The sequence below is a fragment of the Arthrobacter sp. UNCCL28 genome (assembly GCF_900102805.1).
In the GTDB taxonomy this organism is placed as follows: domain Bacteria; phylum Actinomycetota; class Actinomycetes; order Actinomycetales; family Micrococcaceae; genus Arthrobacter; species Arthrobacter nicotinovorans_A.
Map to the genome: position 1 here is coordinate 364928 of NZ_FMWE01000001.1, position 24819 is coordinate 389746.

19 protein-coding genes are annotated in these 24819 nt (G+C 64.2%); 10 read left to right on the plus strand and 9 right to left on the minus strand.

Going from position 1 to position 24819, the window contains the following annotated elements; genetic code table 11:
* The first annotated feature begins 132 nt into the window (after positions 1 to 132).
* The 4 genes from BLQ01_RS01610 (at position 133) to BLQ01_RS01625 (ending at position 4474) form a co-directional block, all read left to right on the plus strand.
* Complete coding sequence (locus BLQ01_RS01610; RefSeq protein WP_091549846.1) at positions 133 to 525, plus strand: VOC family protein; 393 nt, start codon at positions 133 to 135, stop codon at positions 523 to 525.
* Between the two features lie 51 nt (positions 526 to 576).
* On the plus strand, positions 577 to 1962 hold the full coding sequence (locus BLQ01_RS01615) for a cystathionine beta-synthase (RefSeq protein WP_026539729.1): 1386 nt from the start codon (positions 577 to 579) through the stop codon (positions 1960 to 1962).
* Positions 1963 to 2037: 75 nt separating this feature from the next.
* Positions 2038 to 3207, plus strand: a complete 1170-nt coding sequence (locus BLQ01_RS01620) for a cystathionine gamma-synthase (RefSeq protein WP_091549848.1) — start codon at positions 2038 to 2040, stop codon at positions 3205 to 3207.
* 4 nt (positions 3208 to 3211) lie between these two features.
* Entirely contained in the window at positions 3212 to 4474 is a 1263-nt protein-coding gene (locus BLQ01_RS01625) for a glycosyltransferase 87 family protein (RefSeq protein WP_091549849.1), read from the plus strand.
* Positions 4475 to 4562: 88 nt separating this feature from the next.
* Here the strand turns inward: BLQ01_RS01625 and BLQ01_RS01630 are convergent, their stop codons facing one another.
* On the minus strand, positions 4563 to 6680 hold the full coding sequence (locus BLQ01_RS01630) for a phosphocholine-specific phospholipase C (RefSeq protein ID WP_254779139.1): 2118 nt from the start codon (positions 6678 to 6680) through the stop codon (positions 4563 to 4565).
* A gap of 185 nt (positions 6681 to 6865) precedes the next feature.
* Between BLQ01_RS01630 and BLQ01_RS01635 the strand changes: the two genes are divergently transcribed.
* Positions 6866 to 7399, plus strand: a complete 534-nt coding sequence (locus BLQ01_RS01635; protein WP_091549853.1) for a winged helix-turn-helix transcriptional regulator — start codon at positions 6866 to 6868, stop codon at positions 7397 to 7399.
* Positions 7396 to 8823 carry an MFS transporter gene (locus BLQ01_RS01640; protein ID WP_091549854.1) on the plus strand — a complete coding sequence of 476 codons (1428 nt, stop codon included), beginning with the start codon at positions 7396 to 7398 and terminating at the stop codon, positions 8821 to 8823. Before BLQ01_RS01635 ends, BLQ01_RS01640 begins: the two co-directional genes overlap by 4 nt.
* Positions 8824 to 8956: 133 nt before the next feature.
* Here the strand turns inward: BLQ01_RS01640 and BLQ01_RS01645 are convergent, their stop codons facing one another.
* From BLQ01_RS01645 to BLQ01_RS01660, 4 genes are read right to left on the minus strand one after another with little or no spacing between them, the layout of a single operon-like run.
* Positions 8957 to 12043, minus strand: a complete 3087-nt coding sequence (locus tag BLQ01_RS01645; RefSeq protein ID WP_175493318.1) for a glycoside hydrolase family 2 TIM barrel-domain containing protein — start codon at positions 12041 to 12043, stop codon at positions 8957 to 8959.
* A complete protein-coding gene (locus BLQ01_RS01650; protein ID WP_026539736.1) occupies positions 12043 to 12957 on the minus strand; it encodes a carbohydrate ABC transporter permease in 915 nt (304 codons plus the stop codon). The genes BLQ01_RS01645 and BLQ01_RS01650 overlap by 1 nt, the downstream gene beginning before the upstream one ends.
* A complete protein-coding gene (locus BLQ01_RS01655; RefSeq protein WP_091549856.1) occupies positions 12954 to 13922 on the minus strand; it encodes a carbohydrate ABC transporter permease in 969 nt (322 codons plus the stop codon). The genes BLQ01_RS01650 and BLQ01_RS01655 overlap by 4 nt, the downstream gene beginning before the upstream one ends.
* Complete coding sequence (locus BLQ01_RS01660; protein ID WP_091549858.1) at positions 13919 to 15253, minus strand: ABC transporter substrate-binding protein; 1335 nt, start codon at positions 15251 to 15253, stop codon at positions 13919 to 13921. The genes BLQ01_RS01655 and BLQ01_RS01660 overlap by 4 nt, the downstream gene beginning before the upstream one ends.
* Before the next feature lie 149 nt (positions 15254 to 15402).
* Between BLQ01_RS01660 and BLQ01_RS01665 the strand changes: the two genes are divergently transcribed.
* Positions 15403 to 16014, plus strand: coding sequence for a TetR/AcrR family transcriptional regulator (locus BLQ01_RS01665; RefSeq protein WP_091549860.1), 612 nt, complete (start codon positions 15403 to 15405; stop codon positions 16012 to 16014).
* A gap of 30 nt (positions 16015 to 16044) precedes the next feature.
* Here the strand turns inward: BLQ01_RS01665 and BLQ01_RS01670 are convergent, their stop codons facing one another.
* Entirely contained in the window at positions 16045 to 17220 is a 1176-nt protein-coding gene (locus tag BLQ01_RS01670) for an acyl-CoA dehydrogenase family protein (RefSeq protein ID WP_091549861.1), read from the minus strand.
* 132 nt (positions 17221 to 17352) lie between these two features.
* On the opposite strand from BLQ01_RS01670, the gene BLQ01_RS01675 reads away from it, so the two are divergent.
* Complete coding sequence (locus tag BLQ01_RS01675) at positions 17353 to 18732, plus strand: glycosyltransferase 87 family protein (protein WP_091549863.1); 1380 nt, start codon at positions 17353 to 17355, stop codon at positions 18730 to 18732.
* Positions 18733 to 18973: 241 nt separating this feature from the next.
* Here the strand turns inward: BLQ01_RS01675 and BLQ01_RS01680 are convergent, their stop codons facing one another.
* From BLQ01_RS01680 to BLQ01_RS01690, 3 genes are read right to left on the minus strand one after another with little or no spacing between them, the layout of a single operon-like run.
* Positions 18974 to 20500 (minus strand): APC family permease, encoded by a 1527-nt coding sequence (locus tag BLQ01_RS01680; protein WP_026539745.1) that lies wholly within the window; start codon positions 20498 to 20500, stop codon positions 18974 to 18976.
* On the minus strand, positions 20497 to 21702 hold the full coding sequence (locus BLQ01_RS01685; RefSeq protein WP_026539746.1) for a glutathionylspermidine synthase family protein: 1206 nt from the start codon (positions 21700 to 21702) through the stop codon (positions 20497 to 20499). The genes BLQ01_RS01680 and BLQ01_RS01685 overlap by 4 nt, the downstream gene beginning before the upstream one ends.
* 2 nt (positions 21703 to 21704) lie before the next feature.
* A complete protein-coding gene (locus tag BLQ01_RS01690; RefSeq protein ID WP_091549865.1) occupies positions 21705 to 22469 on the minus strand; it encodes a Tat pathway signal protein in 765 nt (254 codons plus the stop codon).
* A 152-nt stretch (positions 22470 to 22621) separates the two neighbouring features.
* Between BLQ01_RS01690 and BLQ01_RS01695 the strand changes: the two genes are divergently transcribed.
* Positions 22622 to 24136: a sensor histidine kinase gene (locus BLQ01_RS01695; protein WP_091549867.1), complete on the plus strand. Its 1515-nt coding sequence runs from the start codon at positions 22622 to 22624 to the stop codon at positions 24134 to 24136.
* Positions 24133 to 24807: a response regulator gene (locus BLQ01_RS01700; protein WP_026546333.1), complete on the plus strand. Its 675-nt coding sequence runs from the start codon at positions 24133 to 24135 to the stop codon at positions 24805 to 24807. The genes BLQ01_RS01695 and BLQ01_RS01700 overlap by 4 nt, the downstream gene beginning before the upstream one ends.
* Positions 24808 to 24819 lie beyond the last annotated feature (12 nt).

Consider the following 24819-nt stretch of genomic DNA (forward strand, 5'->3'; position numbering starts at 1 on the left):
GTCCCACGTCCGGCTGACAATCTGCTGTCCGGACCCCTTACGGCAGGCATCCGCCCGGGTCTAGACTCCCTGGTGTGGCGTGGGTGGGCCGCGCCATACGCCATGAAAAACCAGGTACAAGGAGCGCGAACCATGGCCGCTATAGTGCACTTCGAGATTCCTACCGACAACACAGACCGGGCAAACACCTTCTACCAAAGTGCCTTCGGCTGGAACCTGAGCCCGATGCAGGGGATGGACTACACGATCGCCATTACGGCGCCCTCCGATGAACAAACAGGTACGCCAACGGAGCCGGGGGCCATCAACGGGGCACTCTTTCCCCGGACGGACGCGCTTAAGACCCCGATCCTGACCATCGACGTTGAGGACATCGATGCAGCGCTGGCACACGTGGAATCAGCCGGCGGCACCGTGGTCCAAGCCAAGGGCGCGGTGCCCACCATGGGCTGGTATGCCTACTTCAAGGACACTGAGGGCAATGTCCTGGGTGTGTGGCAGACCGACACGTCCGCAGGCACCTAGCCAACGGGGCGAAAGCAAGCCGGGCACCGGGCAGGCGGTAACTTTGTACTTATGAAGTACGCCCAGTCCGTGTTGGACCTCATCGGCAATACGCCCCTCATCAAACTCAACCACGTTACGGAGGGCATCAAAGCCACCGTCCTGGTGAAGCTCGAGTACGTCAATCCCGGCGGATCCATCAAGGACCGGATCGCCGTGAAGATGATCGAGGATGCGGAAAAGGACGGCCGGCTCCAGCCGGGCGGAACCATAGTTGAGCCGACGTCGGGAAACACTGGAGTGGGCTTGGCGCTGGTAGCCCAGCAAAAAGGCTACAAGTGCATTTTCGTGGTGCCTGACAAGGTGGGCGAGGACAAACGCGCCGTCCTGCAGGCGTACGGCGCCGAGGTCGTGGTGACGCCCACGGCAGTGGCTCCGGACAGCCCGCAAAGCTACTACGGCGTTTCAGACCGCCTGGTCAGCGAAATCCCCGGGGCTTTCAAACCTGACCAATTCTCCAACCCTGCCGCCCCCGGCAGCCACTACGAGTCCACGGGCCCGGAAATCTGGCAGGACACTGACGGCCGGGTCACGCACGTGGTCATCGGCGCCGGAACCGGCGGCACCATCACCGGCACTGGCCGCTACCTCAAGGAAGTCTCCGCTGACCGTGCGGAGTCCGACGGCGGCCCGGTCAGGATCATCGGCGCGGATCCGGAAGGTTCGGTCTACTCCGGCGGCACCGGCCGGCCCTACTTTGTGGAGGGCGTGGGCGAGGACATGTGGCCCGCCAACTACGATCCCTCCGTTGCCGATGATGTGATCGCAGTTTCCGATGCCGACTCGTTCTCCATGACCCGCCGCCTTGCCCGGGAAGAGGGCCTGTTGGTTGGCGGTTCCTCCGGCATGGCCGTCGTAGCAGCACTGCAGGCCGCCAAGGACCTGGACGAGTCCGCTGTTGTAGTGGTGATCCTGCCGGATTCCGGCCGCGGCTACCTGGCCAAGATCTTCAACGACCAGTGGATGCGCTCCTACGGCTTCCTCTCCGGCGGGGAAGAGTCCTCGGTGGGGGAGGTCCTCAAGTCCAAGACGGGCGAAATGCCCGACCTCGTCCACATCCACCCCAACGAGTCCGTCCGTGACGTCATCAACATCATGAACGAGTTCGGTGTCTCCCACATCCCGGTCCTGTCACAGGAACCGCCGGTGGTCATGGGTGAGGTCCTGGGGGCCGTGGATGAACGCAGCCTCACCAGCAAACTGTTCCGCGGCGAAGCGAAGCTGATGGACAAGATCTCCGAACACATGGGCGCGCGCCTTCCGGTGATCGGCTCCCTGGAAACCATTTCGGCCGCGCGCGAGCTGCTGTCCGACGTCGATACCGTCATGGTGACGTTCGCGGGTGCCCCGGTGGGCATCCTGACCCGCCATGACCTCCTGGCCTACCTGAGCAACTAGGCGCAACCCACGCCAAGGCGTCCGGTCCCAGCCGGCGCCGTGAACCATCCGTCCCACGAACCACGAGGAGCTTCCATGTCTGCCACCAACAACGCCGGGTTCAACACGCGCGCCGTCCACGCCGGACAGGCCTTCGAGCCCAGGACCGGTGCTGTGGTGCCTCCGCTGCACTTCAGTTCCACTTATGCCCAGGACGGGATCGGCAATTTGCGTTCCGGTTACGAGTACGGCCGCGGCGGCAACCCCACCCGCGACGCACTCCAGGAGCAGCTGGCCGCCCTCGAAGGTGGTACCGCAGCTTTTTCCTTCGGCTCCGGCTTGGCCGCCGAGGACTCATTGATCCGTGCAGTCGCCCGCCCCGGTGACCACATCGTCCTGGGTAACGACGCCTACGGTGGCACCTACCGCCTGATCAACCGGGTCCTGGGCGACTGGGGTATCGGCAACACCCCCGTGGACATGTCGGACCTCGACGCCGTGGCGGCAGCCGTCGCCGCGAACAACACCCGGATCGTCTGGGTGGAGACGCCGTCCAACCCGATGATGAAGATCACCGACATTGAGGCCCTCGCCGCTGTAGCGCACGACGCCGGTGCCCTCCTGGTCGTCGACAACACCTTCGCGTCTCCCTACCTGCAGACCCCGCTCGCCTTGGGTGCTGACGTGGTGGTCCACTCCACCACCAAGTACATCGGCGGCCACTCCGACGTGGTGGGCGGTGCCGTTGTGGTCAAGGACGCCGGGCTCGCGGAGAAGATCGGTTTTATCCAGTTCGCCGTGGGCGCGGTCTCGGGTCCCATGGATGCGTTTCTCACCACCCGTGGGCTGAAGACTTTGGGCGTTCGCATGGACCGCCACAGCGATAACGGCCAGGCAGTGGCCGAGTGGCTGCTGCAGCGCCCCGAGGTGGAAGCAGTGCTCTACCCGGGACTGCCTGACCACCCCGGCCACGAGCTCGCTGCCAAGCAGATGAAGAAGTTCGGCGGCATGGTCTCCGTGCAGTTCAAGGGCGGCGAGGCAGCGGCACGCACGGTGGCCGAATCAACCTCGGTATTCACGCTGGCCGAGTCCCTGGGCGGCATCGAGTCCCTGATGAACTACCCGTCGGAGATGACCCACGCCTCGGTGAAGGGCACCGAGTTGGCCGTACCCGTCAATCTCCTGCGCCTGTCCTGCGGGATCGAGGAAGCCGAGGACCTGATCGCTGACCTTGAACAGGCCTTTGCCAAGATCAGCAACGGCTGACACTGTGGCTTCTCCTTCACAAACGGTGGCTTCCACCACGCAGCGGGGCTGGATCCTCACTGTGGCCGGTGCCCTGACCCTCGCCGTGGCTGTGTGGTTCCTCTATACGGACTACGAGCCTGCGCTGAATGACTTCGAGGTCTACTTTTACGGCGGTGGCAAGGTCCTGGAAGGCGGCGACCTTTACGCGTTCCGGGAGGGGCTGCCGTTCACCTATCCGCCGTTCGCAGCGTTGCTCTTTACGGTGTTGGCGGCAATGGGCTTCTTTGGGGGCAGCATGGTGTTCATCCTTGCTGCCTTGGTGGGCGCCGCCGTGGTTGCCGCCTGGCTGGCGCGGCACTATTTCGGCTTGAAGACCTGGCGTGAGGCGTTTGCCGACTACCGCTTCCGGACCACGGCTTTGGTGGGGGCAGGTGCCATCCTGCTGTTGGGACCTTGGCGGGATACTTTTGTCTTCGGGCAGATCAATATCATCCTGATGGGCGTGATCCTGGCTGATTTCGCCCTCCACGGCAAGGTCCGCGCAGGTGAAATCCGGTGGCCCGCAGGCTTGTTGATTGGCCTGGCGGCAGGGGTGAAGCTGACTCCTTTGGCCTTTGGCCTGTATTTCCTGGTGCGCCGCGACTTCAAGGCGCTGGGGTGGATGGCTGCGGGTTTCTTTGGCTCCATCGCCCTCGCCTGGGCTGTGCTGCCCCAGGCCTCCGTGGACTTCTGGACCAAGATCCTGCCCGACACCGGCCGTATTGGCGGACCGGCGTACGTTGACAACCTTTCGGTCAAGGGACTCCTGCTGCACTTTGGAATGCCGGACTCTTCCCTCACCAACGTGGTGTGGATGGTCCTGTCCCTCGGGCTGGTGGTCCTTGCCGGCCTCATCATCAAGTGGGCGGTGGACGCTGAGGAGAACTTCATTGCAGTATCGGCAACCGCCATTTTGATGCTCCTGATCAGCCCTGTCTCCTGGTCCCACCACTGGGTCTGGGTTGCTGTCGCCCTGCCCAGCATGGCTTTCGCCATGCACCGGGTACCGTCACGATCGGGCCGGATGCGCACCGCCGGATGGGTGATCGTGGCGTGCTCCACGGTGGCTTTCTTCATGACGCCCAAGAATCTTGCCGTATGGGCGGGCGCTGCCGAGTGGGGCAAGGACCCGCAGACTCAATGGCAGCTCATGATTTCCAGCCTGGGTGTGGTGTGCGGAATTGCCATGCTGGTCTATTGGGCTGTGGCATATCATCCCTCGCGGACGCGAAAGTCCGTAGCCTAGCCCTGCATCCGGCCCCTGTCCGCCCGCCCCACCCGGGGGCAAAATGCGCAGTTTGCGCGGCGAACAAGGGCCGGAGCGGTTGGAGCCCCTAGCCTGAGATGCCGTCCCGGCCGTCTTCCTCACGCCCGGTCAGGCGCCTCCTGAACGAGGCGTCATCGGCCGAGGTGAGCTGGAGGTCGTACCAACCCTCCACGGTGTCCCAGCCAATCTTCCTGGATTGTCCGGGCTTGAGCTTCACGGTTTGGTGGTCCTCGGCGTACTGAAGGGATTCCACCTTCACGGTCACCGGTACCGTCCCGTTGTTGCCCAGCTCCAGTTCCACGGCTTTCCTGCCGCGGCGACCGGTCACGGTGACGTCGACGCCGGACGCGGCGCCCGCCGTCGTGCCTTTCAGTTCGTACTGGTACCGGTTGGGGCCGGTGACGACGACGTCGAACGCGCCGGCGGTGACGGGGAGTTCCACCTTCTGGCTTCCAAGCACGTCCACGTGCCGGGGTTCTGTGACCTCGCCGGCGTAGCCGTACACCGTGAAGTGGGTGGAGCGGGTTCCCTGGTTGGTCAGGGCCAGGGCCAGGCCTCCGGTCTGGACGGTGGCCGAAATCCGGGGCCGGTAGGGGAGCGGGCGGGCCGGGCGGCTGCCCGTTTCCTGGACGGGGGCTACCTGCTCGGAAGGGGGATTCGGGCGCCAGCGGCTGATCTTGGCAGGCACTCCCGCTGGGTGCTCAAGAACTGGAGGAGTGCCCGGGGACGTGAAGTTGAAAACGCCGGTCAGGTCACCGCAGACCTCGCGGCGCCAGCGCGAGATATTCGGTTCCGCAACGCCGGTCCAGCGTTCCAGGAAGCGGAGCACCGAGGTGTGGTCGAAGATTTCAGAACTGACGTAACCGCCAACGGTCCACGGCGAAACCACGGTCATGGGTACGCGGGGTCCCAATCCGATGGGCCGGGCGGTGGTCCAGTCCGTGGACTCGCCCGACGCCGGTCGCGGCTGGACGGGCGGCGGGACGTGGTCAAAGTAGCCGTCGTTTTCGTCGAAGTTCAGGAAAATTGCCGTGCTGTCCCAGGTGTCCGGGTTGCTGGCCACGATGTCCAGCAGGCGGTACACAAAGTTTGCGCTGCCCACAGGAGTGGAAGCACCCGGGTGCTCGGAATCGGCTGCCGAGGGCACCAGCCAGCTGACCTGAGGCAAGGTTCCACCGGAAATGTCCGCGCCGAGGCGTTCCAGAAGGGTGTTGGGACGGCCACGCCACATGGCTTTGTCGAACAGTGCGCGCTCGGCATCCGTGAGGGCGGCGCGGCCCTTCTCCAATTGCGCGAGGAGCCGGTCCTGCTCGGCGGGTGTTTTGTCCTGGAGCCGGTCATAGAACTCCTCGGTGGTGCGAAGGTTTCCGTCCACCTGGGCAAGCATCTTTCGGCCGATTGCCTTGAAGGTCTGGAAGTACTCGACCGCGTTGTCCGTGAAATTGTCCCAATCCTGGTAGATCTTCCACCCGACCCCTTGCTGCTCAAGGCGTTCGGGGTAGGTGGTCCAGTCATAGCCACCGTGGTCGTAGCCGTAGGCCGCATTGGTGACGGCTCGTTTGGAGCTGCCTGGCTCAGTGCCCGTGGTGCCGCTCCAGAGGAAGTTGCGGTTGGGGTTGGTGGAGCCGTTGACGGAGCAGTGGTAGGCATCGCAGATGGTGAAGGTGTCGGCGAGCTCGTATTGCAGTGGAATGTCCTGGCGTTCGTAGAACGTCATGGTGGAAGCGCTCTTGGCTGGAACCCACTGATCGCACCAGCCGTTGTTCCACGCCGTCGTGGTTCCGTTGAAGGAGTGGTCCAGATCGCCCAGGTACTGGATGTCCGTACCGGGCCTGCCGGCGAGTTCGGCGGCCTTCCGCAGGGAAAAGGGCAGCACGTCCCCGCCGGTGGCACGTGGCTGTTCGAACATGGACTTGCCGCTGCGCAGCCGGGTGACGGCTTGGTCCCCATAGCCGCGCACGCCACGCAACGAGCCGAAGTAGTGATCAAAGGAGCGGTTCTCCTGCATCAGGATGATGACGTGCTTGATGGACTGGAGGCTCCCCGGCGGGGTTGGTTTGGCCATGGCAGCTTGGACCGATGGCGGCAGGAGGGAACCGGTGGCTGCGAGCGCCGTCGCGGCAGCTGCGGTGCCGAGGAAGCCGCGGCGGGAGAGTCCGGACGCATCGGTTGAACGATTAACCATTTCAGGGTTGTTCGAGGACATTCAGGGGTGCCTTTCGTGGTCAGAGGTGACCGGGCCAGCCTAATCAGCGCTGGTGAACCCGAGGTGAAAGCGGAGCAAACCGGCGGGGTGTGTCGCGTACGTCACATTCGGGAGGGGCGCTGGATGCCTTGGCTTTCTTGAGAGAAGTCAGCTACTTTGGGCTCATGCCTCTTCGTTCTGACTGGTCAGCACGCCCGTGCAGCCTGGCCCGTGGCCTCGATGTCCTTGGCGACCCCTGGGGAAGCCTGGTCCTGCGTGAGATCTTCTTGGGCAACGGCCGGTACGAGGCCATCAAGCAACAGCTGGAGGTTGCAGACAACGTCCTGAGCAAGAGGCTCGGCTGGCTTGTCGAGTCAGGCCTGCTGGCCCAGCGCCCTTATCACGACGGCACCCGCACCCGGCAGGAATATGTCCTCACGCCCAAGGGCGAGGACGCCCTGCCCGTCCTGAACGCCATTATCATCTGGGCCGGGAAGAATCTGGACGCACCCCATGATGGGCCGCACATGAAGGTCATCCACACCGACTGCGGGGAGGCAACAACGTCAGCTGACACGTGCACCCACTGTGGTATCCACCTGACTGCAGCCAACACCAGCTGGCACAGCTTCAAGCGCAGCAACCATCCCTTGCCACTGGCCGTGGCACCACAAGAAAACCACACGAGCGATTCCCCTGAAACGGAGATCCCCGCATGACAGCTCCCGACGTCACCGGGGCACCGCCGGAAAAGAAGGCATCCACCAGCAAGCGCCGCCGGCTCCACCCGGCCTGGTTCGTGGCCGCAGTGGCATTCCTCGCTTTGGTGGGAGCTGCGGGTTTCCGTGCAGCGCCGGGCGTGCTGATGGTCCCGCTGCAGGAGGAATTCGGCTGGTCCACCACGGTGTTGTCGCTGGCGGTCAGCATCAACCTGGTCCTCTTCGGGCTGACGGCACCTTTCGCTGCAGCGCTGATGGAGCGCTTCGGCATCCGCCGGGTCACCTCGTTGGCGCTGTGCCTCATCGGTCTGGGCTCTGCGCTCACGGTGTTCGTGAACCAGTCCTGGCAGATCCTGCTCACCTGGGGGTTGCTGATCGGCCTCGGCACAGGCTCCATGGCACTGGTGTTCGCGGCCACCATCGCCAACACGTGGTTCGCCAAGAGCAGGGGACTGGTGATCGGTATCCTGACCGCAGGCAGTGCCGCCGGGCAGCTGGTGTTCCTGCCCTTCATCGCTGCGCTGGCCCAGAACCCGGGCTGGCGGGGAGCCTCGCTGCTCATCGCCGCCGGTGCGCTCGCCGTGGTCCCGCTGGTGCTGCGGTGGCTGCGTAACTCACCCGCCGACGTCGGGGTCCTGCCGTACGGGGCGGAGGAACCCGGCTTGAGCAAAGCCGGGGGCGGAGACAATGACGCCGGATCCACCCCGGCGCCGGCCGGAACGCCCGCCCCGGTGCTGGCTGGCACGCCGGCCGCTATTGCCGAGTCGCCTGCACTTGTCCCGCCGAAGGACTCCGCCAATGCCGCCGTCCGGGCCCTGCAAGTCCTGAAGCGGGCCAGCAAGGTGCGCACTTTCTGGGCTCTGGCTGCCGGGTTCGCTATCTGCGGAGCAACCACCAACGGACTGATCGGCACGCACTTCATCCCTTCGGCGCACGATCACGGCATGCCCGAGACCACTGCTGCCGGTTTGTTGGCCGTCGTCGGGATTTTCGACATCGTGGGGACCATCGCCTCAGGGTGGCTGACCGATCGCTTCAATCCCAAGATCCTGCTGGCGGTGTACTACCAGTTCCGCGGGATCGGGCTGCTGGTGTTGCCGCTGCTCCTGGGCTCCTCTGTTGAGCCGAGCATGATCATCTTCGTGGTGGTTTATGGGCTCGATTGGGTGGCCACTGTGCCTCCCACCGCTGCGATCTGCCGCTCGGTGTTCGGCGCGGACGGCTCGGTTGTTTTTGGTTGGGTGTTCGCCGCCCACCAACTCGGTGCAGCCGTGGCCGCCTTGATGGCCGGCTTCATCAGGGATGCCACCGGGCACTACAACTACGCCTGGATGGGAGCAGCTGCCATGTGCACCGTGGCCGCGGTTATCAGTGCCACCATCCGGAAGGACGCGGTGAAGAAGGAACCCGCCGCGGTTGCCTGACCTGCCTGGATCCTCGGTTGCCTGACCCGCCGCGGTTGCCTGACCTGCCCGGTGCCCGAATGCAGTTGTGAGGCCCGCTCTGCGCGCTATTCGCTCGATAAACCATGCAGAGCGGGCCTCACAACGGGGGGTTTCAGCCCGCCTCAGCGATACGGAACGTCAAGGTCCGCGCTTCCGGACGCAACGCGTAGTCCGGCCACACATCCGGCCCGCAAGCCCTGGACCCAAGGCCGTGCTGGGCAGCATCAAGGTAGAGGTAGCTGTGGTGGCTTGCCGGCAACTCGTGCGGGTGACCCGCCGCTGAGACTTCCTGCGCAGTGTGCCTGGTGAGCGTAAAACCGGGCAAGCGGCCGCGGGAGTCCGGGACGGCGTCGAGTTTCAGCCACGGGGAACCTGCCTGCTGCAGGTCAACCGACCGGACAGCACTGCGGTGTCCCGATTCCTGCGGTTTGGCGTACGGCACCGTGAGCTCGTCAATGCCCGCCGAGTACCGTCCCACCAGCGTGGCATGCATGCTGTCGGGGTACGATTCCCGAGGTCCCGCGCCGAACCAGGATGCCCCGTCAACGGATGCAGGAAGTTCAAACCGGAGCCCGACGCGAGGCCAAATGATGTCCCAGCCAGTGCTGGGGACGATGTCCACGCGCAGGAACAGTTCCCCGCCGGAGAGCTGCCAGTTTTCCTCGACCGTGACCCATTGGGAAGCATCGGCGGCGGCGTAGCGGGTCTGGACCACCACCTCGGATCCGTCGGCTGAAACCTTCTCCACCCTTGCCGTGAGCCGGTCCAGGCCGGCAGCACGCCAGACCGTTTCCATGGATGGGGCAGCAGTGCCGTTTCCGTTGTTGAGCCACGGATCGGCGTGGTCGTAGCTCCCGCGGCCGGCGCCGGCGTCGTTGTCCGTAGGGGCACGCCACAGTTCCAGCCGTGGTCCGGAGACGGGCAGCCCTGCGAGGGAGGCCAGCCGGCCCGCCTCGAAGACGGCCGGGCCCAAGGAAACGGTCCCTTCCACGTCTACGTCCGCACGCGCCGCGGATGTCCCGGGACGCGGAACCCTCAATGCTGCAGGGGCTTCGGTCATCTCCAGCTGCGCCGCCGACACGACGTGCCCGGCCTCAGCCCAGCCTGTGTCCTTGCGGAGGACAGCCTCCACAGTCAGCCAGTACTCACCCGCTTCCACGGCAGCGAAATCCGGGAGCTCAATCCGTGCAGTGCTTCCCGCAGCAAGCTGGCCGCCTTCCTGTGTGAGGACGTCCAGTTCGCCGGAATCAAGCCGGACACCATCCAGCTCAGTGCGCCAACGCAGGACCACGTCCGATGCATCTGCCGTATGCCGCAGGTTGGCGACGGAGACGAAACGGCGGGTACCGGCGTCGGACGCTTCCGTGGAGAAGCCCAACCGCAGGGGAGCGACGATCTGCTTGTACTCGAAGAGCCCAGGGCTGGGCGTCGAATCGGAGAGGACCATGCCGTCCATGACGAAGTTGCCGTCGTGGACAACCTCGCCGAAGTCCCCGCCGTAGGCGAAGAATTCAGTGCCATCGGCCGTGGTGGTGCGGATGCCGTGATCACGCCATTCCCATACGAACCCGCCATGAAGCCGCGGGAAGCGGTCCACCAGGTCCTCGTACTGGTCGATCGCGCCCGGACCGTTTCCCATGGCATGGACGTACTCGCACAGGATGAACGGTTTGGTACGCTGCCGGGCGGACTCCGCCGCGGAACACCCGAGCAGGAGTGATCGGGAGTCATCGCGGCCGATCGCCTCAGTTTCAGGAACCGAAGAGTACATCCGCGAGTAAACGTCCGTGTACGCACCGGTGTAGTCACCTTCGTAGTGGACGGGCCTGCCGGTGTCCCGGGCATGGGCCCACGCGGACATCGCTGCCAGGTTGGCGCCGGTCCCGGACTCGTTGCCCAAGGACCACATGATGATTGAGGGGTGGTTCTTGTCCCGCTCCACCGTGCGTTCCATCCGGTCCACATACGCCTCACGCCACGCCGGATCGTCGCTGGGATTGCCCACCCAGCCATGCCGTTCAAAGCCGTGCGTCTCCAGGTCGCATTCGAGGATCACCCAGAATCCCATCTCGTCGGCGATGTCCAGCAAGCGCGGGTGCGGTGGGTAGTGGCTGGTGCGGATCGCATTGACATTGAACTGCTTCATCAGGGCGAGGTCGGCACGGGCAAAGTCTTCGTCAAACACGCGGCCGCGGTCGGGATGGGTTTCATGGCGGTTCACCCCGTGGAACACCACACGCCGTCCATTCACCAGGAACCGGTCACCCTTGATCTCCACTGTGCGGAAGCCGAGCCGAAGCGAGATGGTCTCACCCTCGCTTTGCACGGTTGCGTTATAGAGGCGCGGAACCTCGGCGGACCAAGGTTCGACGGCGGTGATCGCCACCGGGGCGACGTCGGCCGGGGAGTTCCAGACGACGTCGACGTCCAGTTCCGGAACGGACAGCCGGACCGGGTAGCTGACATCGTCCGCAGTGATCTCCGGGTCGATGACCCCGGCACCCGCGGTGTAGGAGGTCCGGAGCCAGACGTCGTCGATGCCATTGTTGGGGCGGACCTGGAGTGTGACGTCGCGGAAGATACCGGGCATCCACCACTGGTCCTGGTCCTCAACGTAGCTCGATGCCGACCATTGGTGGACGCGGACCGCAATCACGTTATGCCCGGTGCGAAGGGCCCCGGTCACATCGAATTCCTGGGCCAGCCTGCTGCCGGTGCCTACACCGACTTCGATGCCATTGAGCCACACCTTGTAACGGGATTCGACGCCGTCAAAACGCAGCACCGTCTTGTGGGCGTTGTTCCAGCCTTCCGGCACTTCGAACGAGCGGCGGTAGTCACCTGTCGGGTTCTCATCCGGGACGTGCGGGGCATTGGTGGGGAAGGGGAACTGCACGTTTGTGTAGATCGGGCGTCCGTAAGCACCCTCGCCCTCCAGTACCCAGTGCGCGGGAACAGGGATCCGGTCCCAGCCGGAGTCGTCCAGGGTTTCCTTGCCGACTCCTTCGATGGTCTCGCCCGGGGGAAGGACGCCGCGGCCGCCTGCTGTGCCGGGAGCCCCGGGGAGAAGCCGGAACCGCCACTGGCCGTTGAGGGACAGGGTGGGGGCGTCAGTGTGCAGCCAGGAGCGGGCCGGGACCCTGTTCCCGGTACCCGGACCGGTATCGGTGATGTAGTGGACCTCGGGTGACGGGATCATTACTTGACGGCTCCTTCTGTCAGCCCACCGCGCCAGAAGCGCTGCAGGACGATCATGGCGATGCTGAGGGGAATGATGGAGAGCAGCACTCCGCCGGTGGTCAGTTCATAGAATTCAGGCAAACGGTCAACCTGACTCAGCCAGTTGTTCAGTCCGAGCGTGATGGGGTAGAGCTCAGAGTCGGACAACATGACCAGGGGAAGGAAGTAGTTGTTCCAAATGCCCACCAACTGGAACAGGAACACGGTGACCAAGGCGGGGGTCAGTACCTTGAGCCCGATGGTGTGGAAAATCCGGAGTTCTCCGGCGCCGTCGATCCGGGCCGCCTCGATCAACGAAGTATCCACGGTGGCCTGGGCATAGATCCTGCACAGGAACAGGCCGAAGGGGGAGACCAGCGAGGGCAGCAGGACACTCCAGTAGGTGTTGGCCAGGCCCATCTGGCTGAACAGCAGGAAGAGCGGCAAGGCAGTGGCCGTGCCGGGCACCAGCACGCCGCCCAGGATGGTGCCGAACACCAGGTTCCGTCCCCGGAACTGGTACTTGGCCAGCGCGTAGCCACCAGCGGCAGCAAAATAGGTGGCCAGGAGTGCTCCGACGCCCGCGTAGATCGCGGAGTTCAGGAACCAGCGGCCAAAGATGCCGTTGTCGTAGCTGACCACGCGGCCTATGTTCTCCCACAGGGAGAACGTCGGGGCGAACCAGAAACCGTTGGTGGAGAAGAGATCGGCCGTGGACTTCGTGGAGGCCACGAAGACCCAGTACACGGGAATGAGGAAGTACAAGGCCACCACCACCAGAAGTGAAGTGACAATGATGGTCGATGACCGGCGTCGTCCGGCTGAGCGGTCCGGGCCGGCGGAAGGTTTGCTGCGGACGGCGGTGGAGGTGGGCTTCGTGGCGGTGGCGGTCATGAGGACTTCCTGTTCGTCAGTGCGAGGAAGGCGAAGGACAGGGCAAAGGCGGCCACGGCGATGATGACCGACTGGGCTGCGGCGACGTTGTAGTCGTTGTAGGCAAAGGCCGTGGTGTAGGCACTGAGGTTAGGCGTGTACTGGCTGTCGATGGCCGGAGCCACAGTCTTGAGTACCTGTGCCTCCGCGAAGAGCTGCAGGGTTCCGATGATGGAGAACACTGTGGTGAGCATGAGCGCGGGACGAATGAGGGGCAGCTGGATGCTGCGCGCCACGCGCCAGGTGGAAGCACCGTCCACCTTGGCTGCCTCATAGAGTTCCACCGGAATGGCCTTCAGCTGCGCCACGATGATCAGCATGTTGTAGCCCGTGTAGCTCCACGTGACGATGTTGGCGATGGACCACAGCACGCTGTTCGCACCGAGGAAATCGGGAGTCAGGCCCACCACTTTGGCGGCATCGAACAGGGGGCTGAGGCCGGGGACATACAGGAAGGACCACAGGATGGTCGCGATGACACCGGGGACGCCGTAGGGCAGGAAGTAGGCGGCACGGAAGAATCCGGGCCATTTTGCCGAGGCCGACTCGAGCATAAGGGCCAACGCGGTGCACAGGACGATCATGACCGGCACCTGCACCACGCCGAACAGGAGCATCCTGCCAATTGAGGCAACAAAGCTGCCGTCAGCCAGGGCCTGGGCGTAGTTGCTGAAACCGGCAAACTCACTGCTCACGCCTGCTTCGCCGAAGAGCCCGCTACGGGTCACTTTGGTGAAACTGGACATGATGGCCACCACGATGGGCAGCAGGAACGTGAGGACGAAGAGGGCCAGGAATGGTGCCAGCAGCACCCAGGGAGCCCGGGCGGCGGCGCCGTTCCGCTTGCCGGCCTGTTTGATTTGTTTGCCTGAGCGGTTTGCGGTGGCGGGACGCTGCACGTTAGGTGAGGTGCGGGTGGTCGTCATGCCGTTTCCTTCCGGATGGTGAGGCCCTTGTTCTTGAAAACGCTGATGATCTGCTGCTCGGAAGCGGCAACGGAATCCACCAAGGACGTCCCAAACGCCTTCTTGCGGAAACCGTCGCTCAGGATGTTGAAGGATTGCTGGGTGACCGGCCACCAGGACCAGTCCGGGTTCTGCTGCTTGGTGGCGGGGACGAATACTTCCTCGTTGTAGCGTTGGCCACCGAAGAACGCCGAGGGCTGTTGGCGATCGGTACCGATGAAGTCGGGGTTGGGGGACCAACCAATGCCGCTGTTCTTGATCTGGGCGTCGATGCCTTCCTTGGACGTGGTCAGCCACACCGCGAACTCAAGTGCTTCCTTGGGGTGCTTGCTGTTGGCCAGGACCGCCGCCGTGGAACCGCCGAGGTAACTTGAGCCGAAGCCCGTATCGCCCCACGTGGGCATCGGGGCGGCCCGCCACTTTCCTTCGGAACCACTGACTCCCTGGACCAGGGCATCGCCCCAGCTGCCGGTGATGGTAGAGGCAATGCCACCCTTGGCCGCGGCCGCGAACCAGCCCGGTGAGAAGGCGCCGTACGCGGTAGTGACGAGGTCGGCGTCGATCGCTTTATCGAAGAAGCGCGCCGTGTTGAGCGTCGCCTCATCGGTCATGTTGATGACCCACCCGTCCTCCTCCGGGCGCAGCCACTGCGCGCCGGCCTGTCCGGCGAAGGAAGCAAACGGGGAGGCGTCACTGATGGGAAAGCAGTCCAGGTAGCTGTCCACGGAACGAAGTTCAGCGGCCAACGCGGCCCACTCGTCCCAGGTTTTCGGGTTGCTGCCGCCTACCTTGTCCAGGATGGCCGGCTGGTAGAACATGCCCATGGGGCCGGCGTCCTGGGGGATGCCATAGACGCCTCCGGTGTAGCTGACCTGCTTCCACAAGGTGGGGTCGTAGAGGTGGGCGTGTTCGTTGGCGCCGTAGCGGGAGATATCCACCAGGCCATTGACCAGCATGAACTCGGGGATGGACCGGAACTCAATTTGCGCAAGATCAGGCCCGCCCCCTGCTGCCAGGGCAGAGTAAAGCTTCTGGTATCCGCCGGAGTTGCCGCCGGGGATCCACACCACATCCACCTGGATGTTCGAATGCGCAGCGTTCCAGACGTCGGCGACCTTTTGGAAATCCTTGAGCCAGGCCCAGTAGGTGAGCCGGACGGGCTCTCCTGCTGCGGGGATGGTGGGCGCGGCGTTGACGGACTGCGTTCCAGGAGTTGCGCATCCGGCCAGCAGGCCCATGGCTGCTGTGCCCAGGCCTGCGCCCAGGAGTTGTCTTCGCGTGAATGGGGTCATGAGCCTTCACCTCTTCGTGTCAGGTTGACGATGACGCAGGCCTGGATCCGAGGGTCCCGCCGCGGCAAGTGTGACCACGGTAACAGAAAATTCGAGTAGTTACTCGAATTTCATTTTTGACCCGTAACACGCATGTACACTGGCTAGCCATGACCACAAAGGACGTGGGCCGCGCAGCGCGGCGGGGCCCCTACGCAAAATCCGAAGAACGGCGCCGCACCATCCTGGACGCTGCCCACGAGGTGTTTTCTGCCCACGGGTATCGTGGCGGATCGTTGCAGGATGTCGCTGACAAGGTGGGTCTGAGCCAAACCAGCCTGCTGCACTATTTCCCGTCAAAACGCGATCTGCTGATGGCAGTCCTTGAGCGCCGCGATGAAATCACCGGCGACGCTTTCCCCGACGACATGGAAGAGGGCCTGGTTGACTCGGTCATCCGAACGGCGCTCTTCAACGAAAACATTCCGGGCGTGGTGGAGCTCTACATCGTCCTCTGCGCGGAGTCCGTCACCGATTCCCACCCCGGGCGGGTGTACTTCACCGAACGGTTCGACCGCCTGCGCAAGAGTTACGCGCTCCGCTTTGCCGAACTCGCCGCCGAGGGCAGGCTCCGTCCCGGAGTTGATCCTGATGAAGCTGCCATGTCCCTGGTCGCACTCTGGGACGGGCTCCAGACCCAGTGGTTGCTGGCCCCTGACGAGGTAGACGTGGCGAAGGGCTTGCGCGGCTACTTCAACCTGGTGGTCCTTCCCGAACCCTGACCGAACCCAACTGCCACTTACTTCGGTGGGTCAGCCGCGGAAGGCCCCGATGCCGGTGATGTGCTGGCCCAGGATCAAGGTGTGCACTTCATCCGTGCCCTCATAGGTCCGCACGGATTCCAGGTTGTTGGCGTGCCGCAGGGGAGAGTAATCGAGCGTGACACCGTTGCCGCCAAGAATAGTGCGGGCTTCCCGGGCGATCTTGATGGCCTCGCGGACGTTGTTCAACTTGCCCAGGGAAATCTGCTGGGGTTGGAGGTGGCCGGCGTCCTTCAGGCGGCCCAGGTGCAGCGCAAGCATGGTGCCCTTCTGGATCTCCACGAGCATGTTCACCAGTTTCTCCTGGGTGAGCTGGTAGCCAGCCAGCGGTCGGCCGAACTGAAGCCGGGTTCCGGCGTATTCCAACGCGGCTTCGTACGAGTCGCGGGCAGCCCCCATCGCACCCCAGGCAATCCCGTAACGGGCCTCGTTCAGGCAGGTGAACGGTCCGCGAAGTCCAGCGGCACCCGGGAGGATGGCCTCCGGACCCAGCTCGACGCCGTCGAACGTTACGTCGCATTGAACCGAAGCCCGCATGGAGAGTTTGGGTTCGATCGGCGTCGCTGCGACCCCGGCTGTTCCGGCGGGCACAAGGAAGCCCCGAATGCCCTCGCCAGTGTTCGCCCAGACCACCATGACATCCGCGATCGAGGCGAGCCCGATCCAACGCTTGGCACCATCCAAGACCCAGCCATCAGTCGTTTCACGGGCGAAGGTGGTCATGGACGACGGGTCGGAGCCCGCGCTGGGTTCGGTCAGCGCGAAGCACCCGATCAGTTCGCCGGCGGCCATCCGCGGCAGCCACTGCTCCTTCTGTTCCTCGGAGCCCCACCGATGAATGGCCGTCATGGCGAGGGAACCCTGCACCGAGACGAACGTACGGATCCCCGAATCCCCGGCCTCCAGTTCCATGGCGGCCAGGCCATAGTCGACGGCGGTCCTGCCCGGGCAGCCGTAACCCTCCAGATGCATGCCCAGGACGCCGAGCTCGCCCAACTCCGGGGCGATTTCGCGGGGAAAATGGGCGTCCTCGTACCAGCGCGCGATGTTCGGACGGATGCGCTGCGCGGTGAAATCACGGACTTTTTCACGAAGAGCCAGCTCGTCCTCGGTCAGCAGTGAGTCCAGGGCCAGGACGTCGGAGGTGTTCGTCGTTGAATCGCTCATTCCAGCATCCTAGGGTGCAGGCCGGTGCAGTGGGTCATGGCAAGCCACCGGCACATGGAGCCCCTTCAGTAGTATGGAGGCGGGGGCAGCACACTTCCCCCGTTGCGCTTTGGTTAACTTGGGGGATTTTGCATGGCACTGCCTGACGTCGATTTAAGGTCCAAGGCGGAAGCCGCACCACCGCGCACCGGGGCTTCGCGGTCCTCTGTTGCCCTTCGCCTGCTGCCCCTTATTGCAGTGGCTGTCCCGGTCTGGTTGATGCTCGCGGACTGGGCCAAGCAAGGCCTGGACTTCAGCGTCTACTGGTTCGGTGGAAGCATCCTCAACCAGTCAGGAACCTCTCCTTCGGACCTTTACGGTCCAACCGTCGCCTCGGCAGGGGGCCCGCAACTGCCGTTCACGTATCCGCCGTTCGCCGCACTGGTCTTCGGTTTGCTGGCACGGTTGCCACAAGCGTCGGCTCTGCTGGTGTTCAACGTCGCCGGTGTGGCTCTGGCTGCCTGGGTGGCGGTCACGATCGTCCGGTACTGGTCTTCCAAACCCGATCTGCGCAGCGCCCTGTCCTCGACCAAGAGCTGCTGGATTGCCGCCGCCCTGTTCCTCGCGGTCCTGCTCCTGGGACCCTGGCGCGAAACCCTGGCGTTCGGACAGATCAACATCATCCTTATGGGCATGATGGTGATCGACCTCCTGGGCGGGTTGTCCAAACGGCTGCCAAAGAGGCTTTCCACTGGGTGGGGGTTCCGGGGTACAGGCTTCCTGGTGGGGGTCGCCGCGGGCATCAAGCTGACGCCCTTGGTTTTCGGCCTCTACTTCCTCATGCGCAAGGACTGGCGCGGGTTGGCGAACATGGCTGTGGGTTTCGCCGGCACGGTGTTGCTCGGCTGGCTGCTGAGGCCCGCTGAATCCCTGCAGTTCTGGCTGGAAATCCTTCCCGACACTTCCAGGATTGGCGGCGCCGGCTACGTGGACAACCTTTCGATCAAAGGCGCCCTCCTGCATTTCGGTGTCCCGCACGACGCCGTCAACCTTCCCTGGATGGCATTGAGCCTGGCCACGGTGATCCTGGCGACGGTGCTGGTCAGGACGGCCAGCGCCCAGGGCGCCCGCGTTATCGCCATTTCGACGACGGCACTTGCCATGCTGCTCATCAGCCCGGTCTCTTGGTCCCACCACTGGGTTTGGATGGCCGTTGTCCTGCCGGCGTTCGCCTGGACCATCAAGGAGACGCCCGCCCGCTACAAGGCCCAACGCGCAGTGATGGGTGCCGTGCTGGCCGTATCAACACTGGTGTTCTTCTTCTCACCCAAAACCATCGGCACCGTCTTGGGTTCCCCCGACCTGAATGTCCAGACGCCGGGTCTGTGGATCATGGCCTCGAGTGCCGGTGTTTTCTGTGCCGTGGCCATCCTGGTGTGCTGGTTCGTGGTGCTGCGGCGCCACGCCGTCAGGATCGAGGATGTCCCGGATGTGCCTACCCGGCTGCGTCAGTGGGCCTCTCGGCAACGCTGAGCCTGCCCGCCTTCGGGAACGAGCACTGAGCCTGCTTTCTTTTCGGACCGGAAGCAATCGCACGGCAGGGAGTGCAGAGGAGTGCAGAAAGGGCCGGAAACCACGCGGCTCGGGTTTCCGGCCCTTCTTGTCTAAAGCGGCCCGGGCTGTCCAGGATGTCCAGGCCCTCCGGGCTGCCCGGGCCATCCATGATGTCCGGGCCATCCATATGTCCGGGCAGGGGCAGCCCGTGGAGCAACGGCTACTCGCCGCGGACCACCGCAACCTCGGGACGCTCGCCGGTGAAGTAGCCGCGGGTGGACGGAGCGAAGCGGCAGACAACGGCCAGCACCACGCCCAAAGCCAGCAGCAGTACGCCGCTGACGAACGCTCCACCGATGCCGAAGATCTGCGTATCCCCGTAAGCGGGGTCCCACATCTGCACGGCCGAGATGAAGAACGCCGCGGTCAAGGACAGCGCGCCCAGGAACGGCAGGATGCCACGGAACCAGAGGTTGCGGGCAGAGTCCCGGAGCGTGGAGCGGAAGAACCACACGCAGGAGAACCCGGTCAGGGCGTAGTAGAACGCGATGAACAAGCTGATGGCGCTGATGGAATCGGACAGCAGGTTTTCGCTGAGGAAGCTCATGGCCACGTAGTACACCACGGCCACCGCTCCCATGACCTGAGTGGAGAAGCCCGGGGTCATGAAACGCTCGTGGACTTTGCCAAAACGGGCCGGCAGCGCACCGTGCACTCCCATGGACAACGTTCCGCGCGCGGTGGGCAAAATGGTGGTTTGGGTGGAGGACAGGACCGACGCCAGCACAGCCACAACAATCAGCCAGCCCCACGGGCCCAGCACGACGTCCTTCATGGCCAGGAAGACGTCGTCCTGGTTGGCCTCGTTGCCCAGGCCAATGCCGTCGGTACCGATCGTGGCGTACATCATCACCAGCAGGGCCACGGAAACGTAGATCGCCACGAGCACCGATGCTGAGATAACAGCGCCACGGCCGGGCGTCTTGGCAGGGTTTTCCGTCTCTTCATTGAGCGCCAGGCAGGTATCCCAGCCCCAATAGATGAACAGGGCCAGCAGGACCCCGTGGACTACGGCGCCGGGATCGGCAAATGCGCCGGCCGGGTTGAACCATTCGAAGTCGAAGGCCTGTCCTTCAGGGGCGCCACCGGCGATCCTGAAGACGATGGCCACCGCGAAGATGCCCAGCGAAATGTACTGGATGTAGGTCAGGGTGCGCTGGACGTGTTCGCCCAGCCGGATGCCGCGATGGTTCACGTACGTCATGAACACGATGAACAACACCCCGGTGGCCGTAACCAGCCAGGTGTTATCGGCCAGGGAACCGTCACCGATCAGCAGCCACAGGTACTTGCCGGCAATTTGCGCCAGGTTGGCCAGAACCACGATTCCGGCAAGGGCCACGCCCCAGCCGCCCAGCCAGCCGGCCCAGGGGCCGAACGCTTTGCGGGCCCAGAAAAACGTGGTGCCGCAGTCCGGCATGGCACTGTTGAGCTCGCGGAAGGCGTAGGCGATGAACAGGACCGGGATGAAACCGAGGATCAGGATCAACGGGGTGTAGTTGCCGTTGACGGCAACAATAAGGCCCAGGGTAGCCGCCAGGGAATAGACCGGCGCCGTGGAGGCCAGCCCCAGCATGACGGAGTCTCCAAGATCAAGGATCCCGGCGTGGAGGCCTTTGGAAGGTACGACGGCGGTACGGTCGCCGCCCGCTGGGCCGCCACCCGGCGTCGAGGTTTCAGTGCTCATAGTGCAGCTCCGTAGGAAGTAGCAGTGGGCGCGATGGGCGCCGGGGCGTCAATGGTATTGGGGACAAAGCGGCAGAAGTAATCCGTAATGGGGCCATCCGATTCGCGGATGCCGCAACCGACGGACTCGCCATCCACCACCCAGAGACCAAGGACGGGATGGTTGCCATCAAAGTCAGGCAGGGAGTGGTACTGCTGGAAGCACCAGCCTTCACGTCCGTAACCGCCGGGCTGCTGGATCTCAATGCCCGGGGCGTGGATGCGGATGTTGTCGCCCTCGCGTCCGTGCAGCGGCTTGGCCACCCATTCCTTGAGGGGACCGGGATCGCCAAGGTAGGCGGGCAGCAGGTTCTCGTGGTCAGGGTAGAGATGCCACAGGGCAGCCAGCAGCGCCTTGTTGGACAGCAGCATCTTCCAAGCCGGCTCCACCCAGCGCGGATTGTGGGCGCGCTGCAGGAGGCGCTGCCCGAATGGCTCCTTCATCATCAGTTCCCATGGGTACAGCTTGAACATGGTGCTGATCATGAAGTTATCCAGGTCCACAAACCGGTTCAGGTTGGGGTCCCAGCCGATGTCGGACATGTTGATGCCGATGGTGGTCCAGCCACCCTGGCTTGCCACGTCGCGCATATAGGCAGCCGTCATCCAGTCCTCGCCGGATTCCTCAGCCTCCGAGTGCGCAACATGGAGGGTGCTCATGCCGGTGCGGAACTGCAGTTTCTTCCATTGCCGGATCAAGGCCTCGTGGATACCGTTCCACTGGTCTTTTTCCGGGAAGACGTCCTGGAGCCAGAACCACTGGGCCACGGAGGCCTCGATCAGCCCGGTAGGGGTATCGGCGTTGTATTCCAGCATTTTGGCCGGACCGCCTTTGCCGTCGTAGATGAAGTCGAAACGACCGTAGACATCCACGTCGGCAGCCAGGAGGGACTCACCGGCCAGCTCCAGTGCCTGCTGCCCGATGCCGAGATCGCCCATGGCTCCGGTTGCCAGGTACTTGGCAGCTTCCAGGCACATGATGTGCATGTCTTCCGCGGTTTTCTCGAGGGTCTCCACCTCGTCCACGGTGAATTCGTAGTATGCCGATTCGTTCCAGTATTCGATCTTCCGGCCATTGGGCATGGTGGTAGTGGAAAATACCAGGCCCTGTTCTTCGATCTTTTGCTTCCAGTCCGGCCTGGGCGCGGAGGGCAGTCGACGCACGCCTAGCCTCCCGAGCTTCCGCCGCTTTTGGAACTGCTGCCAAAGCCGCCGCGGCTGACCGTGCCGCCCTTGGTGCTGTAGCCCGTGGAGGACTTGGCTCCTGTGGGGACGTTCTTGGTGTAACTGGGGTAGGCGGTGCGGTTCTGCCCCACAGCAGGCACGCTGGCGCCCCGGGAGTAGAAGTACCAGGCGTAGACACCGGAGCTTCGGCCTGCCGAGCTGCTGTTGTCACACTGGTTGTCGTCAACGCGCTCGCCGGTTTCCTCATTGAAACAAACCTGCGCGTAGTCAGCTTCCTGCTCGTTGCTGGCAACGATCGCGGTGATGGTTCCGGCCAGCAGCGCTGTCACGCCCAGGCCGACCACTACGGTACGGCGCTGCGAGCGCTTCTTCTTCTTGGCAGCCTCGGCCTCGCCGCGTTCGCGTTCCCGGGCGAAGGGATCCACCACGGGCAGTGGCTGGCCCGGCCGGGGTGCTGCGCCGGAGGGGGCTCCCGCAGGCACCTTCTTGTTCTTCGCGGCCTTGCCCTGGCGGGTTGGCGGCTGGTTTCCCTGCTGGTTGCCCTGCTGATTGCCCGCTTGGCTGGGTTGCTGGTTTCCCTCTTGTCCGCCGTCCTGGACGGGGGTGAACAGCTCCGGGTGGAGGTCGGGTTTGGGCACCTGCCAGGGTGGGGGCTTGGGCGGGTTGTTGCCCGCTCCAAAGTCCGGGTTGTTGTCCCTGCTGCCGCCATTATTGCCGGATGCGTCAGGGCTGTCTTTCGGGCCCATATATATCCCCCTGGATAGACCGTTGATGTGCCCGGCGCCACGCCGGACCAGAATGCTCAGAGCAAGCCTAGTCCTTGGAAGCGGCGCAGGCACGGCTGACAGCCGTAATTGGGGACAACTCCCCATTGTGGCAAGCGTGTAAGGATGGAGCCATGGCGGCACCAACTGCGGAGAGCAACGGCGACGACGGCGTGTTGCTTCGGCTCCCGCCGGTGCACGGCATTGGCCGGAACCGGGTCATCGCCGGCCTGGTGCTGGGATTGCTGCTGCCGCCCGCCGTCGAAATCCTGGTGACGGTCTTTGGCTTCCGCAACTTTTCCATGATCATGCTGCTCCAACTTGCCGTGGCGGTGGCTGTTGCCGCGATCGGCGGGTTGTGGCCGGCCGTGGTGGCCGCCGTCCTGGGCAGCTTCCTGCTCAACTATTTCTCTGCCGATCCGGTGGGCTCATTGTCCATTGCCGATCCCACGACGTTGTTCACATTAGTGGTCTTCCTTGCGGTGGCCTGTGGCGTTGCCCTTGCCGTGGGCCTGGCTACCAGGCGCGCGCAGGAAGCGGCGCGTTCGGAAGCCGAAGCCACTGCCTTGAGCGGGTTGGCCCTGCGGATCCTGAGTTCGGACGGAAGCCTGGAAACGTTCCTGGAGAAGGTCAGGGCCAACCTCGGGATGGAAGCGGTGACGCTGTTGGGCACTGCAGCAGCGGGGACGCCCTCCCTTCCGGGTGCATCTCCGGTCTCGCAGGTCCTGGCCAGCGCCGGCCCGAATCCGCCGGTGACCCATGCCGCGGCCGATCATGCCGCCGTCGTTGATCCCCAGTACACGCTGCTGCTGCGCGGGGGAGCGTTGTCCCCGCAACGCCAGCGGCTGCTGGCAGCGTTCGGTGCCTTGGTGGTGGCTGTCCGGGAGCGGCAGCAGTTGGTGAAGAGCCGCCGGGACAACGTCCGGCTGTCCGAGGGCAACAAGATGCGGACATCGATCCTGCGGGCGGTGTCCCATGACCTGCGGACACCCCTGGCCGGCATCAAGCTCGCCGTCAGCAGCCTGCGGCAGGAGGACGTGGATTTTCCTCCGGACGTTGAGCGGGAGCTGTTGGAGACCATCGAGGACTATGCGGACCGCCTTGACCACCTGGTGGACAATCTCCTGGACATGTCCCGGATCACCGCTGATGCGGTGAATCCGCTGCTGGGCGGCATCGTCTGGGCCGAGGTACTGCCGCAGGCGCTGCGCGGAGTTCCAGCACGGCATCTCCGCAATGAACTTCCGCCCAATCTTCCCCCGGTCCAGGCAGATGCGGGCATGCTGGAGCGCGTGGTGGCCAACATTGTGGAGAACGCCGTAAAGTACGCGCCGGACTCGGATGTAGTCCTGACGGCTAGAACCGGCGCCGGAATTACCGTGGGGGACAGGCCGGCCGGTGAACTGCGGATCGTTGACCATGGCAGGGGAGTGGGCCGCGAAAACGTCCTCACCATGTTCCAGCCGTTCCAACGCTTCGGCGACTCCGGGGGACCAGGGCAAACCAGCGGCGGCGGGATCGGCTTGGGACTGGCCGTGGCCAAGGGGTTCTGTGAGGCCATGGGCGGCAGGCTCGATGCCGAGCCGACGCCGGGTGGCGGGTTGACCATGGTGGTCACGCTTCCGCTGTGGACCGGTGGCCCGCAATGACGCTGGTGCTGATCGTTGAGGACGAGGCCCGGATTGCCCGCGCCATGCAGATCACCCTCCAGGCCCATGGCTACCAGGCGTTGTCCGTGGGGAGCGGCGCCGAGGCCCTGCAGGCTGTCGCCAAGCAACCCGTGGAGATCGTGGTGCTGGACCTTGGGCTGCCGGATATGGACGGCGTGGAGATCATCCGCCGCATCCGCGGGTGGAGCAGCATGCCCATCATTGTGCTTTCTGCCAGGCACGCCTCCGAGGACAAGGTCGAAGCGCTCGACGCCGGTGCGGACGACTACGTGACCAAGCCCTTCGGTTTGGATGAGCTGCTGGCCAGGCTCCGGGTGGCCTCACGCCGTGTGGTCACGGGCCAGGAAGAACCAACTCTGGCCACCGCCGATTTCATGGTGGATTTGGCCGGCAGGAAAATCGTGAAGGACGGCGCGGAAGTCCGGTTGACGCCCACGGAATGGAACATCCTGGAGCTCCTGGTCCGCAACAAGGGGAAGCTGGTAAGCCAGCAGCAAATCCTCACGCAGGTTTGGGGGCAGGCCTATGCCAAGGAAACCCAATACCTGCGGGTCTACATTGCCCAGCTGCGCCGGAAGCTGGAGCGCGATCCTGCAGAGCCACGCCATCTGCACACCGAAGCCGGCATGGGCTACCGCTTTGATCCCTGAACCGAAAACCCG

Coding starts and splice junctions, on each gene's coding strand:
- BLQ01_RS01610 (WP_091549846.1), top strand. CDS start 133: ATGGCCGCTATAGTGCACTTCGAGATTCCTACCGACAACACAGACCGG.
- BLQ01_RS01615 (WP_026539729.1), top strand. CDS start 577: ATGAAGTACGCCCAGTCCGTGTTGGACCTCATCGGCAATACGCCCCTC.
- BLQ01_RS01620 (WP_091549848.1), top strand. CDS start 2,038: ATGTCTGCCACCAACAACGCCGGGTTCAACACGCGCGCCGTCCACGCC.
- BLQ01_RS01630 (WP_254779139.1), bottom strand. CDS start 6,680: ATGGTTAATCGTTCAACCGATGCGTCCGGACTCTCCCGCCGCGGCTTC.
- BLQ01_RS01635 (WP_091549853.1), top strand. CDS start 6,866: ATGCCTCTTCGTTCTGACTGGTCAGCACGCCCGTGCAGCCTGGCCCGT.
- BLQ01_RS01640 (WP_091549854.1), top strand. CDS start 7,396: ATGACAGCTCCCGACGTCACCGGGGCACCGCCGGAAAAGAAGGCATCC.
- BLQ01_RS01645 (WP_175493318.1), bottom strand. CDS start 12,043: ATGATCCCGTCACCCGAGGTCCACTACATCACCGATACCGGTCCGGGT.
- BLQ01_RS01650 (WP_026539736.1), bottom strand. CDS start 12,957: ATGACCGCCACCGCCACGAAGCCCACCTCCACCGCCGTCCGCAGCAAA.
- BLQ01_RS01655 (WP_091549856.1), bottom strand. CDS start 13,922: ATGACGACCACCCGCACCTCACCTAACGTGCAGCGTCCCGCCACCGCA.
- BLQ01_RS01660 (WP_091549858.1), bottom strand. CDS start 15,253: ATGACCCCATTCACGCGAAGACAACTCCTGGGCGCAGGCCTGGGCACA.
- BLQ01_RS01665 (WP_091549860.1), top strand. CDS start 15,403: ATGACCACAAAGGACGTGGGCCGCGCAGCGCGGCGGGGCCCCTACGCA.
- BLQ01_RS01670 (WP_091549861.1), bottom strand. CDS start 17,220: ATGAGCGATTCAACGACGAACACCTCCGACGTCCTGGCCCTGGACTCA.
- BLQ01_RS01675 (WP_091549863.1), top strand. CDS start 17,353: ATGGCACTGCCTGACGTCGATTTAAGGTCCAAGGCGGAAGCCGCACCA.
- BLQ01_RS01680 (WP_026539745.1), bottom strand. CDS start 20,500: ATGAGCACTGAAACCTCGACGCCGGGTGGCGGCCCAGCGGGCGGCGAC.
- BLQ01_RS01690 (WP_091549865.1), bottom strand. CDS start 22,469: ATGGGCCCGAAAGACAGCCCTGACGCATCCGGCAATAATGGCGGCAGC.
- BLQ01_RS01695 (WP_091549867.1), top strand. CDS start 22,622: ATGGCGGCACCAACTGCGGAGAGCAACGGCGACGACGGCGTGTTGCTT.
- BLQ01_RS01700 (WP_026546333.1), top strand. CDS start 24,133: ATGACGCTGGTGCTGATCGTTGAGGACGAGGCCCGGATTGCCCGCGCC.